This window comes from Paractinoplanes globisporus DSM 43857 (assembly GCF_000379645.1).
In the GTDB taxonomy this organism is placed as follows: domain Bacteria; phylum Actinomycetota; class Actinomycetes; order Mycobacteriales; family Micromonosporaceae; genus Actinoplanes; species Actinoplanes globisporus.
In genome coordinates this window covers 1-18,457 of sequence record NZ_KB903302.1, presented here as the reverse complement: position 1 = coordinate 18,457, position 18,457 = coordinate 1, and the positions used below count along the sequence as shown (strand labels likewise).

At 71.8% G+C, this 18,457-nt stretch carries 14 protein-coding genes; 6 read left to right on the top strand and 8 right to left on the bottom strand.

The features are described from left to right. Positions 1–48: 48 nt before the first annotated feature. From A3CQ_RS53110 to mptB, 4 genes are all read right to left on the bottom strand, one after another. The gene (locus A3CQ_RS53110) at positions 49–1,506 is read right to left on the bottom strand and encodes an esterase-like activity of phytase family protein (RefSeq protein ID WP_020512037.1); all 1,458 of its coding nucleotides are present in this window, start codon (positions 1,504–1,506) and stop codon (positions 49–51) included. A gap of 4 nt (positions 1,507–1,510) precedes the next feature. Next, the gene (locus tag A3CQ_RS64420; protein WP_505558653.1) at positions 1,511–1,846 is read right to left on the bottom strand and encodes a YncE family protein; all 336 of its coding nucleotides are present in this window, start codon (positions 1,844–1,846) and stop codon (positions 1,511–1,513) included. 99 nt (positions 1,847–1,945) lie between these two features. Further along, positions 1,946–3,112 carry a glycosyltransferase 87 family protein gene (locus A3CQ_RS53105; protein ID WP_020512035.1) on the bottom strand — a complete coding sequence of 389 codons (1,167 nt, stop codon included), beginning with the start codon at positions 3,110–3,112 and terminating at the stop codon, positions 1,946–1,948. Next, complete coding sequence (mptB, locus tag A3CQ_RS0116435) at positions 3,036–4,439, bottom strand: polyprenol phosphomannose-dependent alpha 1,6 mannosyltransferase MptB (protein ID WP_020512034.1); 1,404 nt, start codon at positions 4,437–4,439, stop codon at positions 3,036–3,038. The genes A3CQ_RS53105 and mptB overlap by 77 nt, the downstream gene beginning before the upstream one ends. 139 nt (positions 4,440–4,578) lie before the next feature. Here mptB and A3CQ_RS0116430 point away from each other — a divergent pair, with 139 nt between their 5' ends. Beyond that, complete coding sequence (locus tag A3CQ_RS0116430) at positions 4,579–6,060, top strand: hypothetical protein (RefSeq protein WP_370657611.1); 1,482 nt, start codon at positions 4,579–4,581, stop codon at positions 6,058–6,060. Here the strand turns inward: A3CQ_RS0116430 and A3CQ_RS0116425 are convergent. Further along, positions 6,057–6,509, bottom strand: coding sequence for an Lrp/AsnC family transcriptional regulator (locus tag A3CQ_RS0116425; RefSeq protein WP_020512032.1), 453 nt, complete (start codon positions 6,507–6,509; stop codon positions 6,057–6,059). The two genes, A3CQ_RS0116430 and A3CQ_RS0116425, sit on opposite strands and share 4 nt — an antisense overlap. A gap of 79 nt (positions 6,510–6,588) precedes the next feature. Between A3CQ_RS0116425 and A3CQ_RS0116420 the strand changes: the two genes are divergently transcribed. Next, a complete protein-coding gene (locus A3CQ_RS0116420; RefSeq protein ID WP_020512031.1) occupies positions 6,589–7,587 on the top strand; it encodes a Glu/Leu/Phe/Val dehydrogenase family protein in 999 nt (332 codons plus the stop codon). A 73-nt stretch (positions 7,588–7,660) separates the two neighbouring features. Here A3CQ_RS0116420 and A3CQ_RS0116415 read toward each other — a convergent pair whose 3' ends face one another. Continuing rightward, entirely contained in the window at positions 7,661–10,669 is a 3,009-nt protein-coding gene (locus A3CQ_RS0116415; RefSeq protein ID WP_020512030.1) for a bifunctional [glutamine synthetase] adenylyltransferase/[glutamine synthetase]-adenylyl-L-tyrosine phosphorylase, read from the bottom strand. Between the two features lie 2 nt (positions 10,670–10,671). Further along, the gene (locus tag A3CQ_RS0116410) at positions 10,672–11,457 is read right to left on the bottom strand and encodes a type 1 glutamine amidotransferase (protein ID WP_020512029.1); all 786 of its coding nucleotides are present in this window, start codon (positions 11,455–11,457) and stop codon (positions 10,672–10,674) included. Positions 11,458–11,564: 107 nt separating this feature from the next. Here A3CQ_RS0116410 and A3CQ_RS0116405 point away from each other — a divergent pair, with 107 nt between their 5' ends. Next, complete coding sequence (locus A3CQ_RS0116405) at positions 11,565–11,957, top strand: VOC family protein (RefSeq protein WP_020512028.1); 393 nt, start codon at positions 11,565–11,567, stop codon at positions 11,955–11,957. Between the two features lie 20 nt (positions 11,958–11,977). On the opposite strand, the gene A3CQ_RS0116400 is transcribed toward A3CQ_RS0116405, so the two are convergent. Beyond that, positions 11,978–12,673 carry a helix-turn-helix transcriptional regulator gene (locus tag A3CQ_RS0116400; RefSeq protein WP_020512027.1) on the bottom strand — a complete coding sequence of 232 codons (696 nt, stop codon included), beginning with the start codon at positions 12,671–12,673 and terminating at the stop codon, positions 11,978–11,980. A 117-nt stretch (positions 12,674–12,790) separates the two neighbouring features. On the opposite strand from A3CQ_RS0116400, the gene A3CQ_RS0116395 reads away from it, so the two are divergent. Genes A3CQ_RS0116395 through A3CQ_RS0116385 form a run of 3 tightly spaced genes read left to right on the top strand, consistent with a single transcriptional unit; the run spans position 12,791 to position 18,367 of the window. Beyond that, positions 12,791–14,803, top strand: coding sequence for a fibronectin type III domain-containing protein (locus tag A3CQ_RS0116395; protein WP_157295968.1), 2,013 nt, complete (start codon positions 12,791–12,793; stop codon positions 14,801–14,803). A 31-nt stretch (positions 14,804–14,834) separates the two neighbouring features. Then, the gene (locus A3CQ_RS0116390) at positions 14,835–15,986 is read left to right on the top strand and encodes a low temperature requirement protein A (protein ID WP_020512025.1); all 1,152 of its coding nucleotides are present in this window, start codon (positions 14,835–14,837) and stop codon (positions 15,984–15,986) included. A gap of 59 nt (positions 15,987–16,045) precedes the next feature. Beyond that, entirely contained in the window at positions 16,046–18,367 is a 2,322-nt protein-coding gene (locus A3CQ_RS0116385; RefSeq protein WP_084699104.1) for a fibronectin type III domain-containing protein, read from the top strand. The last annotated feature ends 90 nt before the right edge of the window (positions 18,368–18,457 follow it).

The window sequence follows — 18,457 nt, the reverse complement described above, 5'->3', positions numbered from 1 at the left end:
ACCGCTGACACGGCGCTGACAAATTCGCCGGCGCCGTGTCAGCGGACGTCAGAGCAGGCGGCCGAGACGCAGGAACAGCGTCTCGCCGGTGGCGTCGTCGATCGCGTCGTTGTCGGTCACCGCGTACGTCTGACCGTTGCCCGCGACCGCGAGACCCTCCACCTTGTCCTGCACCCAGCCGTGGTCCGACTTCAGGATCGGCAGCAGGTCCTTGACCAGGCGCTTCTTGACCGTCGGGAAGCCGGTCCAGGTCGCCGGGACGTCGAACTCGTAGATCTTCTTGATCGACGCCTGCGGGCCGCGCTGGTTGTCCCGCTCGATCACCGCGAACGTGTTGCCGTCGACGGCGACCAGCTCGGAGAGGCCCGACCAGCCCAGCGGCGCGGTGTCAACCGGGTAGCCCAGCCACGACCACTCGCCGGTCCGCGGGTTGTAGCGGCCGATCCGGTTGATCGTCTGCGGGTCGGTCTTGAGCGAACGCTGGATGGCCACCCAGACATAGCCGCCAGACTCGGCGACACCCTCGTATCCGTTGGTGGTGACCGCCGCCGCGATGTCCGCCGGCAGCGGGATCTCCTGCCGTACGGCGCCCGCCGAGTCCAGGCGGACAAGTAGGTTCGGCGTGCCGGCCGAGCCCTCGGACGCGATCCAGTAGCCGCCGCCCGTGCGTGCGACGAGACCCTCGGCGTCGTACCCGACCGGCTTGCCGTCCTTGGTCACGGTGAGCTGCTTGAAAATCGTGGCGGGCGCCGACGAGGTGTCGATGGTGAGGATGCGGGTGGGCACGTAGGCGGCGTCGGTCGACGCCACCAGCTGCGAGGGCTTGCCGGGCACGGCCGACAGCGAGGAGAGCGTGCCCCACGGGATCAAGTCCTTCGACACGATCGACGGGAACAGCCCGTGACCGATGCCGTAGATGCCGACCGCGCCGCGCAGGTTGTTGTCGGGGTCGTCGGTCTCGCTGGAAACGATGACCAGGCCGCGCGACGGCACCGCCACGACGCCCTCGGGGCCGGCCGCGGTCAGCAGCAGCTGCCGGAACTTCGGCGAGCGCGGGTTCGACACGTCGTACACGGCGGTGAAGTTGCCGCGCTCGGAGTTGACGAAGACGTACGGCACGCCGTTGAACCGGGCGAAGGCCACGTTCTCCGGCTCGATGCCCTTGGCGTCCGACCGCTTGTCCGGGTAGAGGCCGTGCTCGACGGCGATGTGCTCGAGCGTGTTGCCGGCGTCCCAGACGACGCGGCCGTTGCGGTCGAAGATGCTCCAGCCGCGCGAGCCGCCCTCGTAGTCGCCCTCGTTGGCGCTCGCGAACAGCTCGTCGGAGAGCCAGGCGACCCCGTCCGGCTCCCGCTTCGCGGTGATTGTCCCGTCCAGGACGATCTGGTCGTCGTCGCGGGTGTCCACACCGGACACGGTCACGGCGCCGGCATCGAAGTGCCGGACGACCTTCCTGTCGCGCAGGGAAACGATCGCGAAGTGGTTGTTCTCCTGGATCGAGACCACGGCCTCATCGCGCGAGTTCGATCACCACGGCGATGTACCGCCCGCTCGGCGCCACCGCCACCGAGTCCGGCTGCCCGCCGAGGTCGATCTCGCGCACCACCGACCGGCTGCGGTCGTCGACAACCACGAGCTTGCCGGACGGGTCGGTGAAGCTCTCCCGGGTGTTCACCGCGGCCAGCAGCAGGTGGCCGAGGTGCGACACCGAGGTCGGCTCGCCGCCCAGGGCGAGCGTGCCCGCCGGCTTCGGCGAGCCCGGGTTGGTGATGTCGACGAAGCCGAGCCGCCGACCCGGGCTGTCGGTGTAGACGACCGTCCGGCCGTCCTCGGTGACCGTGGAGATCTCCGCGGCCGCGGTGTCGTCGATGGACGAGTTCAGGTACGCCGGAAAGGTCGCCAGGCGACGGAATTCGGTGTCGTGCGAACGGCCGTGCGCGGATGACTACGTGAGGATCTTGTCCGGTTCATGGACGACAGACGAACGCGGCGTGCCGACGGGTGTCCAGATCAGGAGGGCCAGGCTGAAATAGACATAGAGATTGGCGCCGATGATCTCCAATGGCGGTCGTGGCGGTTTCTCCCACAGCCAGGTCAACCGCGAGGTCATGATCACGTACGCGGAACCGGCCAGATAGAGCGGACGGCGTTCCCGCCGGGACAGTCCCACGTCGACGCAGCGGACCAGTGCCGGGATCAGCCAGACACAGTGGTGGATCCAGGTGACCGGGCTGACCAGGCAGCCGGTCACCCCGGTCAGCGCGAGCCCGCCCACGATGTCGTCGACCGGCATCCGCCGTACACGGAAAATCCAGAAACCCAGAGTGACCAGCACGCAGGCGAGCCACACCTTGGACTCGACCCGGTCGATCGGGAGCCGGGCCAGGAAGCCGCGCTCGGACTGGTTGGACAGGAACGACAGCACGCCGACCCGGTTGGTGTCCCAGAGCGCCGAGGTCCAGAACTCGCGGGTCTCGTCCGGGAAGACCGCGCCGGCCAGCAAGGTGGCGCCGGCCGCGGTCGCCGCCGAGACGCCGGCCGCCCGCCACCGCCGGGTGATCAGCAGGTAGACGATGAAGAGCCCCGGCGTCAGCTTGACCGCCGTGGCCAGGCCGATGCCGATCCCCGCCCAGCGCCGGCCGCGCGCCACGCCGAACAGCAGATCGCCGGCGACCAGCGTGAGCAGCAGCGTGTTGACCTGGCCGAAGGTGATCGTCTCGCGGACCGGCTCGAAGGAGAGGGCGATGCAGCACGCGACGCCGAAGGCGAACCAGGTGGGCCAGCCCATCCGCTTGATCAGCGGCCCGGCGAACCACCAGATCAGCAGCGCGGTGGTGAGGATCGTGGCGATCACGGCGATCACCACGACGGCGCCGAACGGCAGGATCGCCATGGGCGACATGACCAGGCCCGCGAAGGGCGGGTAGGTGAAGCCGTACGGCGTGTCGGGCCGCAGCCAGTCGTAGACCATGCCGCCGTCGCCGTGGAACCAGTACTGGATCGCCCCGTAGTAGACCTTCGAGTCGAAATACTCGTTACGGATCTCGGCGAGATAGTTGATCACCAGGGTGATCAGCCCCAGCAGCGACAGGATCAGGATTTTTCGCTTCATGCGTTGCTTTCAAATATTTTATGCCGAGGTAGCAGAGTAGAGCGGTCATGAGGACGGCGCCCTGCGACTTCAGGGCCAGCGCCATGTTGTAGCCGTCCGGCAGGCAGAGCGCGGCGACCACGGCGAACGGCGCGACGAGCCAGAGCGTCTCCCGCCGCACGGTCGCGGCCAGCGGCACCAGCGCCCACACGGCGTACCAGGGATGGAAGACGGGCGCGAGCACCACGGTCGCCGCCAGCGCATAGGCCGCGAATCGCAGCGGATCGTCGGCTCGGGCACGCCACCAGAGCACGACCAGCACGACGGCGAGCAGCGCGATCCCGAGGATCCGGGTGACCGGCACCGCGTCGACCCCGAACAGCTTGATCACCATGCCGACGGCGGTGGGCGGCGAGGTCCACTGCACCGAGACGCCGCTGCCGGTCAGCCCGGTGATCCAGCCCAGCCCCCGCCCGGACAAAAGGGACATAGCGAGGAGCGTCACGACGGCTCCGGCCAGTAGCGCGACCACCGAGCGCCACCGCCGGACCGGGAAGACCATGAGCAGGGCGAACGGCACCACCACGACCGCCGTCGCCTTCACCCCGATCGCCAGGCCGAACAGCACCCCGGCCGCGAGCGGTCGCCGGGTGATCGCCAGCGCCAGCCCCGCCACCAGGCAACCCACCATCACCGCGTCGTTGTGCGCCCCCGACACCAGGTGGATCGGCACCAGCGGGCAGGCCAGCGCCAGCCACACCGCCCGCTTCACCGGCACCCCCGCCCGCCGGGCCAGCACCGGCAGGCACACCGCGATCAGCGCCACACCGAGCACCGCGATCACCCGTAGCAGCGCGAGGGTCCCGCTCAGCGAGCCGCCCAGCTTCGCCGCCCCGGCGGCCAGCAGCAGAAACACCGGGCCATACGGCGCCGGGGAGTCCCGCCAGGTGGGTGCGACGGCGTCGGCCCAGGGACACCCCAAAAGATCGACACCGCCCGCGTACGGGTCGAGACCGGTCGATTGCTGCCAGCCCTGGCACGCGTACGAGTAAATGTCGTAGCTGCCGAGCGGAAGGAACGGCAGCAGCGGAACCACCCACAGCCCCGCCGTCACATAAGCCCAGCGTGTCGAGGGCACGTACCGCCGGCCGGCCCACCACGCGCCGATGAGCAGAACCGTCCCGAACAGCCAGGCAAGCGGCAGCACGACACCGTTCTCGCCCTCGAAAATGGTGCGCGGAGTGATCGTCGGCTGCCAGGGGCGGGAGGCGCCACCGAGCCAGGCGGCGACCGCGAGGAGCAGACTGCCTGCCAGGCCCGCGTATCGGACCAGGGCGGGGCGGGACATGGCGAGCACCCTACCGTGACTCGCTGCAACCGCCGGGCGGCCCGGTAGGGTCGGGCGCGTGTTGGCCCGGCACCGGCTCGAGTGGGGCACGGCCGTCCTGGCGTCCGTGCTCGGCGCGGCGTACCTTCTGCTGCCGCCCATGGGCTCCGACCTGTCGGCGCAGGTGGCCCGGGCCGATTTCTTCGCCGCGCACGGGTACACGCCGATCGACCTGCGGTGGTACGCGGGCGTCGACCAGCTCGGCTACAGCCTGCTTTCGCAGCCGATCATGGCGCTCATCGGCGTACGCGTCACCGGGGTCCTCGCCCTCATCGCGGCCACCGTCCTGCTCGCGGTGCTGTTCCGCCGCACCGCCGCGCCCCGGCCCTGGCTCGGCGCCCTCGCCGGGGTCGCCTGTATCGCCGGAAACCTGGTCAGCGGCCGGGTCACCTACGGGCTCGGGGTCGCCTTCGGGCTCGGCGCGCTGACCGTGCTCACCTTTCCGCGGTGGCGCTGGCTCGCGATCGTGCCGGCGCTCGCGGCCTCGGCGACCAGCCCGGTGGCCGGCCTGTTCCTCGGCCTGGCCGGGGCGGCGCTGCTGCTGGCCGGCCGGGTGCTCGACGGGCTGCTGGTGGCGGTGCCGGCCGCGGTGCCGCTGGCGCTGACCGCGCTGCTGTTCGGCGACGGCGGCTGGATGAACATCAGCCACCAGGACACGCTGCGGGCCGTCGTGGCGAGCCTCGTGGTGGCGGTCCTCGTGCCACACCGGGCGGTGCGGATCGGGGCGCTGCTGTCGGCGCTCGGCGTGCTCGGGGCCGCGCTCGTGCACACGCCGGTCGGCCTGAACGCGACGCGCCTGTCGGCGATGTTCACGCTGCCGCTGCTGGCCGCGTACGCCGCGGTGCCCCGGTTCCGGCGGGGCGTGCCCCTCGGCGTACACGAAAAGGGTGGTCCGCTGGAGCCGCCGCTGTGGGTGGTGCTCATCCTCGTGGCCGCGGCCTGCTGGTGGCAGCCGCCGGTGGTGACCGGGGACGTGCGTGACATCGGCAATCCCACGGCCTCCCCGTCCTACTTCGCTCCCCTGTTGTCCCGGCTGGGGCAGGAGACGCTGACCGGCCGCGTCGAGATCCCGCCGACCAGGGACTATTGGGAGTCGGCCCACATGGGAGACGTGCAGCTGGCCCGAGGCTGGTTGCGCCAGGCGGATCTCGACCGCAACCCCCTCTTTTTTCACGAAATTCCCGGCACGTCGGGTACGGGGGTGTCGCTTACCGCCGCCAGCTACCAGGCTTGGCTCACCGACGTGGCCGTCCAGTTCGTTGCCGTGCCCGACGCCGAGCTGACCTGGTCGGGCCGTCCCGAGGCCGCCCTGATCGCCGCCGGCCTCCCCTACCTCACGAAGATCTGGCAAGGCGACCACTGGACCCTCTACCGCTTCAGCGACTCCACCCCGATCGTTGCCGACATCACCGGCCAGAACGCCACCTCGGTCACCTTCACCACCGAGTCGGCCGGCAATGTCGTCGTCCGCGTCCGCTACTACCGCTGGCTGAAGGCCTCCGGAGGCGCCGTCGTCTCCCGCACCGGCCCGTGGACGCTGGTCCGAGTGCCGGAGCCCGGCCGCTACACCCTGACCAGCTAGAGCGGCTCGATCACGCGGTTGCGGGCGTGCTGGTAGATCACCGAGCTGCGGAAGCCGACGATCTCGCGGCGGCCGGTGAAGCGGTCCATCAGGAACGAGTGCAGGGCGTCCACGCTCGGCACCGCCACGTGCACGAGGAAGTCGTCGCCGCCGGCCACGACGAAGACCGAGAGCACCTCGGGCAGCCCGATCGCGTACGCCTTGAAGCCCTCGATCACGTCCCGGCTCAGCGGCCGCACCTGCACGTGGAGGAACGCCTGCACGTGCCGGTTGAGCGCGCCCAGCTCGATCTCCGCGTGGTAGCCGGTGAGCACCCCGCGGTCGCGCAGCAGCCGCACCCGCTCGAGGCACGTCGACGGCGCGATGCCGACCGCGCGGGCCAGGTCGCGGTTCGTCTGCCGGGCATCGCGCTGCAATTCGCGCACGATCGCCGAATCAACGTCGTCCACGGCCGCTCACTTTCGTCTCTCACCGAACTTCGTTCGGCCAACCCGCTTTTGGTTCCGCCAGGCGTCTACCTTCCGCTTCATGTTCCCGTACGAACGCCTGAGCGTCCGGCGCGGCCCCGAGTCCGGCCTGCCGATCATCGTCGCCATCCACTCCACCGCCCGCGGCCCGGCGATCGGGGGCTGCCGCCTCGCGTCGTACCCGGATTGGCGGGACGGCCTCGCCGACGCCCTGCGCCTGTCCGCCGCCATGACCGACAAGTGCGCGCTGGCCGGTCTCCCGCACGGCGGCGGCAAGACGGTGGTCGTCGCGCCGCCCGATCTCTCGCCCGCCGGCCGGGTCGCCGCGATGCACGACGTCGGCACGACCATCGACGAGCTGGGCGGCGCCTACGCCACCGGCCCCGACGTCGGCACCGGCCCGTCGGACATGCTGCTCATCGGCGAGCGCACCGACCACGTCTTCTGCCGCCCGGAATCGGCCGGCGGCAGCGGCGACTCCTCCCCCGCCACCGCGGCCGGCACGGTGGCGGCGCTGCGAGCGTTGTGCGAGTTCCGCTTCGGCTCGCCCGATTTGTCGCGCCGGTCCTTCGCGATCCTCGGGCTGGGCCGGGTCGGCGCCCAGATCGCCCGGCTCCTGCCCGGCTCGCACCTGGTCGTCAGCGACATCGACGAGTCCAAGCGCTCGCTGATTCCCGGCGCGGAATGGACAAGTCCCGAAAAATGCCTGCAAGCCGACGTGGACGTGCTCGTCCCGGCCGCACTGGGCGGCGTCCTCACCCCGGCGGCCGTGCCCGCGCTGCGCTGCACCGCCGTCGCCGGCCCGGCCAACAACCAGCTCGACGCGCCCGCGACCGCGAAGCTGCTGCACGATCGCGGCATCCTCTGGGCACCCGACGCCGTCGTCAGCGCCGGCGGCATCATCCACGCCACCGCCGTCGAGCTCCGCCACGTGCCGCCGGCCGAGGCCCTCACCCTGGTCGAGGCCATCGGCGACACGCTGGGCGCCCTCCTGCGCGCCGCCGCCAAGGACGGCATCCCGCCCGCCGAGGTCGCCCACCGCACGGCCGCGAATTCCTGACCTCGTGCAAGCGCAACCGCGGCCCGCCGCACGGGCGCCGGACGCCGACGCGGTGATCTGCGCGACCGACGATCTAGGCCTCCATGACCCGTTCCATCGCGGCGCGGGCGCGCCGGGTCAGACGCAGGTACCGGTCGACGAACTCGCCCGGATCACCGCCGCCGAGCAGTTGGACCGTGCCGGCCAGCTCGACGCCGTGCCGGGGCAGCTGGTCGTTCGGGCGGCCGCGCACCAGCGTGAGCGCGTTGCGCACCCGCGCCGCCAGGGTCCAGCCGGCCTCCATGGCGGCGGCGTCGACCTTGTCGACCAGACCGGCCGAGACCGCGGCGTTCAGTGCCTCGAGCGTCTTCGTCTTGCGCAGGTCGGGCAGCGCGTACGCGTGCCGCAGCTGGATCAGCTGGACCGCCCACTCCACGTCGGACAGCCCGCCCCGGCCGAGTTTCGTGTGCGTGTTGGGGTCGGCGCCCCGGGGCAGTCGCTCGGTCTCCACCCGGGCCTTGATCCGCCGGATCTCGACGACCTGCTCGCGACTGAGCCCGCCGGATGGGTACCGCACGCCGTCGGCGAGCCGCTCGAAGTCCAGGCCGAGCGTCCGGTCCCCGCAGACGAAGCGGGCCCGCAGCAGCGCCTGCGACTCCCACACCCGCGACCAGCGGGCGTAGTACTGCTGGTAGGCGCCGAGGCTGCGGACCAGCGGGCCCTGACGCCCCTCGGGGCGCAGGTCGGCGTCGACGCCGAGCGGCGGGTCGGGCGCCGGCGCGCTCAGCATGCGGCGCAGCTCCTCGGCGATCGCGTGGGCGGCCGCGCTGGCCTCGCTCTCCCCGACGCCGACCGGCGGGTCGTAGACGAACAGCACGTCCGCGTCCGAGGGGTAGCTCATCTCGTACCCGCCGAGCCGGCCCATCCCGATGATCGCGAAGCGCAGGCCGGGCGGGCCGGGTCGCGCGGCGCGGGCGGCCTTGAGCGCGGCGTTCAGCGTCGCGTCGGTGACGTCCGAGAGTGCCTCGCCGAGAGCGTCCACGTCGATCGGCTGGGCCGGGGCCAGGTCTCCGGCCTGGCTGAGGATGTCGGCGCAGGCCAGCCGGAACAGCTCGCGGCGGCGCAGCGCGCGTACCGCGGTGGTGGCCTTCCCGGCGTCGGCGCCGTGCCGCTCGGCGGCGGCCGCGAAGCCGTCGACCAGCGCCTGGCGGCCGCGCGGCACCAGCTCGGCGTCGTCGGCGAGCAGTCGCAGCGCCTCCGGGTCGCGGGTGAGCAGGTCGGTGGCGTACCGGGAGAGGCTGAGCACCCGGGCCAGCCGGCGGGCCACCGGGCCGCCGTCGCGCAGCAGTCGCAGGTACCACGGCGTGCTGCCCAGCTTGTCGGAGACGTCGCGGTAGTTGAGCAGGCCGCGGTCGGGCTCGGGCGCGTCGGCGAACTCCTGCAGCAGCATCGGCAGCAGCGTGCGCTGGATGGCCGCGGTGCGGGTGACGCCGCCGGTGAGCGCGGTGAGGTGACGCAGCGCGCCGGCCGGGTCGGCAAAGCCGAGGATCTCCAGGCGCTTGCGGGCCGACTCGGGGGTCATCCGCAGCGCCTCGGCCGGCACCCGGGCGACCGACTCGAGCAGCGGCCGGTAGAGCAGCTTGACGTGCAGGCGGCGCACCTGGGCGGCGTGCCCGACCCAGTCCGATCGGAACGCCTCGACCGCGTCCCGGCCGGGCAGCGCCGTGTAGCCGAGGGAGGCGGCGAGCCATCTCAGCCCGGCCGGATCGTCCGGCACGGTATGCGTACGCCGGAGATGTTGAAGTTGCAGTCGGTGTTCGACTCCGCGCAGGAAGCGGTACCCGCGCAGGAGCGTCTCGCCGTCCTCCCGGCCGACGTAGCCGCCGGCGACCAGCGCACGCAACGCCGGAAGCGTGCCGCCCGAACGCAGCGTCTCGTCGACCCGGCCGTGCACGAGCTGCAGCAGCTGGACGGCGAACTCGATGTCGCGCAGGCCGCCCGGCCCTCGCTTGATCTCCCGGTCGAGCTGGTTGGCCGGCACGTTGTCGATGATCCGGCGGCGCATGTCGCGGACGTCGGCGACCGCCTCGGGCCGCTCGGCCGCGTGCCAGACCAGCGGCGCCAGGTCGTCGATCCACTCCCGGGCGAGCCCCAGGTCGCCGGCCGCCGGGCGGGCCTTGAGCAGGGCCTGGAACTCCCAGGTGCGCGCCCACCGACGGTAGTAGGCCTGGTGGCTGGCGAGCGTGCGGACCAGCGGCCCGCGGCTGCCCTCGGGGCGCAGCGCCGCGTCGACCTGCCAGGCGACCTGCCCGCAGATCTCGATGAGCCGCGCCGCGACCGTGGTGCCCGCGCTCAGGTCGTCGTCGCCGGCGGCCACGAAGATGACGTCCACGTCGGACACGTAGTTGAGCTCGTTCCCGCCGCACTTGCCCATCGCCACGATCGCCAGCCGCGGTTCGCTCACGCTTGCCGGCAGGCCGGCCACCGCGATGTCGTACGCGGCACCGAGCGTCTCGTCGGCGAGACGGGAGAGGGCGGCCATGGTCGGCTCGAGTCCGCGGCCGCCGGTGAGGTCGGCGGCGGCGATCCGCAGCAGCGAGATCCGGTACGCGCGGCGCAGCACCGGCACGGTGAGGTCGCCCTCGATCTCGAGGTGGCCCTCGGCGCTCGGCGGCATGCCGGTCTTGCCAGTGGCCAGCACCTGCCACTCGTCCGGGTTCGCCACCAGGTGATCGCCGAGCGCCGAGGAGGCGCCGAGCACCGCCACCAGCCGCCGGCGCAGCCCGTGATCGCGGTACAGGGCCTCGAACAGCGCGCCGGTCGCCTCGTTCGGGCTGATCTCGCCGCCCGGCCCGGTCACCCGGCGGCCGTTGGCGCGGTCGCCCGCCCGCCCGGCCGCCTCGACCAGCCGGTGCAGCTGCCGCAGCGCCAGGGTGGGGTCGGCGGCCTTGGACAGCGAGTGGATCAGCTCGGCGGCGTCGGTGCCGGTCGGCGCCTGCGCCTCGGCGTCCCACAGCCGCAGCCCGGAGGGGCCGAGCAGGTCGGCGGCCCGGGCGCCGGTGTCCGCGAAGCCGTACCGGGCGAGCCGGCTGGGCCGCGTCACCGTTACTGCCCCAGCAGCGGCAGCGTCCGGCCGGTGCCGGAGTGGGGTATGTCGGCGTCGGGCAGGGTGCCGAGCGCGAGCGACGCGAAGCGGGCCGCGAACGGCTGCCACACCTCCTCGACGTCGGCCAGCACCTCGGCGATCGCGTAGACCACGGCCTCGGCGTCGTAGCCCAGCTCGTCGAGGGTGGCCGCGTCGTCGGCCGCCCACTGCTCGACCATCTCGATGTCGCACTCGATGTGGAACTGCACGCCCCACGCCCGGTCGCCGAGCCGGTAGGCCTGGTTCGGATAGCGGCTCGACGCGGCGAGCAGCACGGCCCTCAGCGGCAGCTCGGTGATCTCGTCGCGGTGCCACTGGATCACGTCGGGCAGCAGCGGCACCCACTTGAACAGCGGGTCGGTGTCGGCCGCGTCCCTCTTGCCGACCAGGCCCGGGCCGATCTCGGGGCCGGACGTGCTGCGCTCGACCAGGCCGCCGTGCGCCTGGGCGAGCAGCTGCCCGCCGAGGCAGATCGCGAGCGTGGGCACACGGTTGCGCACGGCCTTGCGCAACAGGCCCTCGAGCGCGGGGAACCAGGGCGCGCCGGGGGTGCCGTCGGCCGCCGCGTACGCGTTCTGGTCGCCGCCGAGCACGACCAGCGCCAGATGGTCGTCGAGCGTGTCGGGCAGCGCGTCTCCCGCGTGCGGGCGGAGGACGGTCAGCTCGAGGCCGGCCTCGGTCAGCCACTCCCCCAGCCGGCGCAGGTCGTCGGTCGGGTCGTTCTCGATGACAAGTGCGGTTCCCACGCCCCGAGGCTAGTCCGAAGCCGTTCCGGAAACACCGACAGGAGGCTGTCGCCGCGCACCGGGAGGGTGGGCCTCGACGGATTTTCCTTCCAAGCGAGGAGCACGACATGTCCGGGATCAACGGGATCGGCTGGTTCGAGGTCGCGACCGACCAGCCGGCGGCGGCCGAGCGCTTCTACGGCGACGTCTTCGGCTGGACCTTCGGCGACGACACGGGCGGCGCGACCGGCGCCGACGACACCGCCTACCGCATGGTCACCACGCCGGGTGGCGAACGCCCGGCCGGCGGCATCTGGCCCACCGGCGGCAAGACCCCCAACTACGCCATCTTCTACGTCCTCGTGGCCGACCTCGCCGCGACCTGCAAGTCGGCCGAGGCGGCCGGGGGCAAGGTGCTGCTGGCGCCGCAGACGACGCCCGACGGCCTGTCCTTCGCCCACCTGCTCGACCCCTCGGGCAACCACTTCGGCATCTTCACCCCGCCCACCGGCGGCGAGTGATCAGCCCAGCCTCGAAGTGATCAGCCCAGCGTCAGGCTGTGGACGATGTGGTCCGGGATGTCGAAGGCGTCCGGTTCCACGACACGCGGGGGCGGCACCTCGGCGGTCACCGTGACCGAGGCGATCCGATCGGTGCGGAAGGCACGCATCGATCGGCGCATCCGGCAGTAGGCGGCCAGGTACCAATGCGAGGGAGTGCCGATGAAGGCGAGCGGCTCGATCTCGCGCACGGTGGGGGCGCCGCCCTTGTCCTCGTAGCGGATGCGCAGCACGCGCTGGACCTGGAGGGCGTCGGCGATCACCCGGGGCACGGTGGTGGCCGGGGCGCCGCCGACCAGGTGGATGCGGCCGGCCAGGGCGCGGGCCGCGGCGGCGTCGCCGGGCGGCATGGCGACGACCAGCTTGCGGAGGGCCGTCGACGCCGGGCCGTGGAACGGGGTGCCGTCGAGCCGGTGGAGCGCGAGGGCCATGGCGACCGCCTCGGCGGCCGTGAAGTTGACCGGGGGCAGCGTGTGTGACCGGTCGAGGCAGTAGCCCCCGGCCCGGCCGGGCTCGGCGTAGACCGGGGTGCCGGACTGCTGGAGAGCCGAGATGTCGCGCTCCACCGTGCGCACGCTGACCTCGAAGTGGTCGGCGAGCCAGCGGGCGCTGCGCGGCCGGGGCGACACCGCACGGAGCTCCTCGACCAAGGCATACAGACGATCGGTCCGGTTCACGCGAGCGACGCTAGCCCCGGGGTATGACAACTTTCTCCCCGAGCATGCCGTCGACCAACGCCACCAAAAGCCGGAAAAGTGCCCTATCGCCGCTAATATCCTCATACGGTGCAGATCATGGTCAGATCGCATCGGCGGCGATTCGGGGCCGCACTTCTCGCGACGGTTTTGTGCGGCATGCTCGCGGTGGTCGATACGCCGCCGGCCGTGGCGGTGGTTCCGACCGGCGACCTCACCGAGGTGGCCGTGTACACCGTGTCGTTCTCCGGCGACGTCATGCGCGTCGGCCCGGACGGGACCGTGACGTTCCCCGCCACCGGTCTCACGCCCCTGGGGCAGGGCATCGCGGCCGCCCCGGACGGGACCCTCTACGTGTCCAGTCCACCCAACGACACGGTGTGGAAGATCGCCCCCGGCGGGTCGCCGGCGGCCGTGCCGTTCACCGCGACGGTCGACTCGCCGCAGGACATCGCCGTGGACGACACCGGCGCGCTGTACACGGTCAGCACCGGGACCGGCAAGGTCATCAAGCGGGCGACGAACGGCACCGAGGCCGAGATCCCCTTCACCGCGGCCATCGTGAGCGCCATGGCCGTCGACCACGACGGCAGCCACATCTACCTGCTCGACGTCATGAACGGCGAGATCGTGCGGATGGACGCCGACGGCGGCAACCGGACCGTCGTCGTGGGCTTCAACGACATTCACAACATCCAGGCGATCACCGTCGACGACCAGCAACGGGTCTACGCGGGCACGGTCGACGGCCACATCTACCGGATCACCCAGGGGCCCGGCCCGAGGACGATCGACGACCTGACCTCGGCCGCCGGCAACATCACCGACGTGGCCGTGGCCGACAACGGCGAGGTCTTCGCGACCCGATTCACCAGCGCCGACGTGGTACGGGTGCACACCGACGGCAGCGTCGAGCAGGTGCTCGACCAGGTCCCCTCCCCCATCGGGCTGCTGGTGCGAACGGTGCCGGCCCCGCCGGCCACGGTGACCGCCACCGCGGGGGCCGGCTCGGCCGACGTCGAGTGGGACACCGGCCAGACCAACGGCGGCTCCCCGATCGTGCGGTACACGGCCGTCTCCGACCCCGGCGGCCTGACGTGCACGCCGATCGTCCCGGCCGACACGCACTGCACGGTCACCGGGCTCACGAACGGCCAGGCGTACACCTTCAAGGTCGTCGCCTCGACCACGATGGGCGGCGACGGCGAGTCGCTCCTCAGCCCGGCCTCCGGCCCGGTGACCCCGAGCCTGCCCTCGCCATCGCCGTCCCCCTCGACGACCTCGCCGTCACCGGCACCGTCGACGATCTCGCCGACGACGCCTCCGATCACATTGCCGTCGCCGTCACCGTCGACGACGTCCGCCTCGCCGAGCCCGTCGCCGACGCCGACGCCGACATCCACCGTTCCGAACCCGCCGACCGGCGTGACCGCCACCGCCGCGACCTCGTCGATCGAGGTCTCCTGGCAGCGACCGGCGGACAACGGCGTCGCGATCACCGGCTACCGCGCGATCGCCGACCCCGGGCCCGCCCTCTGCACCACCACCGGCGCCACCACCTGCGTCCTCGGCGGCACCGCCGGAACGTCCTACCGGGTCCGCGTCGTCGCACTCTCCGCCAAGGGAACCTCGAAGCTCTCGGCCTACTCGAATGCCGCCGTGCCCACGGCCCCCACGGTGGCCACCACCCCGCCGGTCACGAGCGTTCCGCTGAACACCGACCAGGGACAGATCTCCACCGCGGCGCCCGGGCAGAGCGTGACCCTGGTCGGTGAGGGCTATGCCGCCTACTCGACCGTGACGCTTACGATCTACTCCACGCCCGTGGTGCTGGCGACGATCGCGACGGACAAGAACGGCGCCTTCTCGAAGACGGTGACCGTGCCCGCCGACCTGGCGAGCGGCAAGCACGCGTTCACGGCGACCGGCGTCGACCCGAGCGGCAAGCCGCGCGCGATGCGCCTGGACGTGACGGTCCAGCCGGAGCCGAGCAGGCTACCGGTCACCGGTACCGCCGTCATGTGGCTCGTCGTCACCGGCCTAGGCATGACCATCGCCGGCGCCGGACTGCGGTTGGCGTCGGGCGCCGAGCGTACGAAATCTGGGTTGTAGAAGGCCCGGTTGTACGCAATAAGCTGCTGCAATGGCCGAGCCCACGCCCGCGGTGCGGGTGTCGACGTTGGAACTGTTCTTCGATCTCGTCTTCGTCTTCACGATCACCCAGCTCGCCGAGATGCTCGCCGAGCACCTGAACCTCCCCACGCTCGGCAATGTGCTGCTGATCCTGGCCGTGGTCTGGTGGATGTACTCCGGCTACGCCTGGCTCACCAACGCGGTGGCGCCCAACTCGACGACCCGCCGCACGCTGCTGCTGACCGGCATGGCCGGCTTCCTGGTGATGGCGCTCGCCATTCCGGAGGCCTTCGGCGAGTACGGCTGGCTGTTCGGCGTCAGCTACCTGGTCGTCAACGTCGTGCACACGCTGCTGTTCCAGAGCGCCGGACCGGGCGCCCGCGCCGCGCTGCGCCTGCTCGGTCCGCTCAACATCCTCTCCGCGCTGCTGGTGCTGGCGGGCGGCCTCGTGCCCGAGCCCTGGCGTCACCTGCTGTGGCTGGCCGCGCCGCTGGTGCAGATCACCGGCAGCTACCTGCACCGGATAGACATGCACACGATCTCGGCCGGCCACTTCGCCGAGCGCCACGGCCTGGTCGTCATCATCGCGATCGGCGAGTCCATCATCGCGATCGGCGCCGGGTTCGCGGGCGTCCACCTGGGCTTCGACGAGATCCTGGTGGCGATTCTCGGCCTCTGCATCGCGTACTACCTGTGGTGGTTCTACTTCGCCGGCGACGACGCCCGCGCCGAGCACGTGCTGGCCCGCACCGCCGACCCCTTCCGCCGCGGACGCCTGGCCCTGCAGGCCTGGGGCTACGCCCACTACCCGATGCTGCTGGGCATCGTGATCGCCTCGGTCGGCATCAAGAAGACGGTCGGTCACGCCCAGGAGTCCCTGCACTGGGGTGAGGCGCTCGCCCTCTCCAGCGGCGTCGCCATCTACCTGCTCGGCCACGCCGCGTTCCTGGCCCAGCTCCGGCTGCGCGGCGTCTACCACCGCATCGGCTGCGCCCTGGCCGTCCTGGCCACCATCCCGCTCGGCCACCTGATGGCGATCGTCCAGCTGGCGGCCGTCGCCGTCGTGATGATGGTCGCCGCCATCATCGAGGATCTTCCCGAGGTTCGCCGCTCCGGTTCCACCGCCATCGGCGACTTCGGCCGCACCCCCACCCACGACTGATTGCGCTTTAAACCTTTAAAAGCACTATATGCCGCCTGGTCTGTACATAACGTACGAATATGGTCAGATCAAAACAGCGGCGGCGCAGCGCCGCGCTCCTTGCGATGATCGTGGTCGGCATGCTCGGTGTGGTCGGGCCCGACCCGGCGGAGGCCGACGGCGGCCTGGTCGGCGTCGCCGCCTACTACGTCGATGGCAACACCGGCCAGGCCGTGCGCATCGACCAGGAGGGCAACCACGAAATCCTCGGCACCAACCTCGGCGGCAGCCCGAGCGTCGCGGTCGGTGACGACGGCACGCTTTACGTGGTGAGGTCATGGGACCGCACGGTCTTCAAGATCGAAGCCGGCCAGTCGCCGGTCGCGATTCCTTTCAACACCACCATCCAGGCCTCCACCGACCTCGCCGTGGACGGTTCGGGCACGCTCTACGACGCGGCCGACTCCGACGGCGTGGTGAAGCGGCTGGCCGACGGCACCGAGACAACCCTGACGTCCCCGGACATCCTCCAGTACTCCCAAGTGGCCGTCGGGAGTGACGGCACCGTCTACGTGCTCGATCCTTTCAGCGACACGGTCAACAAGATGGATCCCTCCGGAACCTCGTCGACCGTGGTCGTCGGCGGACCCGAGGTCAACTCGATCAGCTCCCTCGCCATCGACGACCAGGACCGGCTGTACGTGGGCGCCGGCACGACCGGGACCGTCTATCGGGTCACGCAGGGGAACGGCCCGCCCACGGTGGATACGCTCACCACAAGCCTCGGCACCATGCTCGACATGGACGTGACGCCGGACGGCACCGTCTACGCGTCCCGGGATTTTCCGAGCCCGAACGACCTGGTCCGGATGGACAGCGACGGCGACCCGGTGATCGTCGACGGCAATGTCTACGCGAGGGGCCTGAAGGTCATGGTCCTGCCGGAACCGCCGACCAACGTGACCGCCGTCGCCGGAGACGCCTCGGCCGAGGTCAGCTGGGACGACGCCAGCGGGAACGGTGGCGGCTTGATCAGGCGTTACACCGCCGTCGCCTCCCCCGGCGGTGCGACGTGCGTGCCGACCGTGCACACCGACACGGCCTGCACCTTCACCGGGCTGAGCAACGGCACCGAGTACACCTTCAAGGTCACGGCGTCGAACACCGACAACGACCGCGGGGAATCGCTGCTCAGCGACGCCTCCAACGCGGTGACGCCGGGCGTGCCGGAGGCGCCGTACCAGCTCCAGGCCACCCCGGCCGACGGGGCGGCCGACCTCACGTTCCTTCCCGGCCGCGCGGGTCCCGATCCGCTGCAGAACTTCGAGACGTCGATCGACGGCGGCCAGAGCTGGCAGGCGCTCGTCATCCAGGTCGACATCGACGGGGTCGCGTCCGGAACGGTATCGAACCTGCCCAACGGGATGCAGACGACGATCATGCTGCGCGGCCGCACCGGCTTCGGGGCCGGCCCGGCCGCCACCACGACGGTCACCGCGGCGTCGCCCTCGCCGTCGCCTTCGCCTTCGCCGTCCTCGTCGTCCCCGTCCCCGTCGCCCTCGCCGTCGCCGTCGCCGTCGACGAGTTCGCCCACCACGAGCCCGCCCACGACGAACCCGACCACACCGCCCACGACGAGCCCGACCACACCGCCGACGACGAGCCCGACACCGTCGGCAAGCCCCACGCCCTCGACGAGCCCGACACCGCGGCCGACCAAGCCGCTCGCGCCGGCCGGCGTGACCGCCGTCGCCGGCACCTCCTCGATCGAGGTCTCGTGGCAGCCCTCGGCGGACAACGGTGTCGCGGTGACCGGCTACCGCGCGATCGCCGACCCCGGTCCCGCCGTCTGCACCACCACCGGCGCGACGAGCTGTGTGCTCGGCGGCACGGCCGGTGTCTCCTACCGGGTGCGGGTCGTGGCGATGTCGGCGAGCGGCCTTTCGGCGCTGTCCGGTTACTCGGCGGCCGTGGCGCCCACCGCTCCGCCGGTGGCCGGAACGCCGCCGGACACGACTGTGCCCCTCGACACCGACAAGGGCCGGATCTCGAATGCCGCGCCCGGCCAGCAGCTGGTTCTGGTCGGCACGGGCTATGCGCCCTACTCCACCGTGACGCTCACGCTCTACTCGGACCCGATCGTGCTGGGCCAGGTCCGGGCCGACGCGCACGGCGCGTTCCGGAGTGCCGTGACCGTGCCCGCGGACCTGGCGACCGGCGAGCACTCCTTCGCCGCGACCGGGGTTGACCCAAGGGGCAAGGCTCGAGCGATGCGCATGGACGTGACCGTCCGACACGTGCCGCAGAGCCTGCCGGTCACCGGCACGGCCGTCGTCTGGCTGATCGTCGCCGGCCTCGGCCTCACGCTCGCCGGAGCCGGCCTGCGCACCGTCCGCCGCTGACGCGTCCGTCGGATGGGCTGCCGCGAGATCTCGCGGCAGCCCAGCCCGGAAGCGGCGGCACGGAGGCCGGGACGGCAGCGCCCGGCCTCG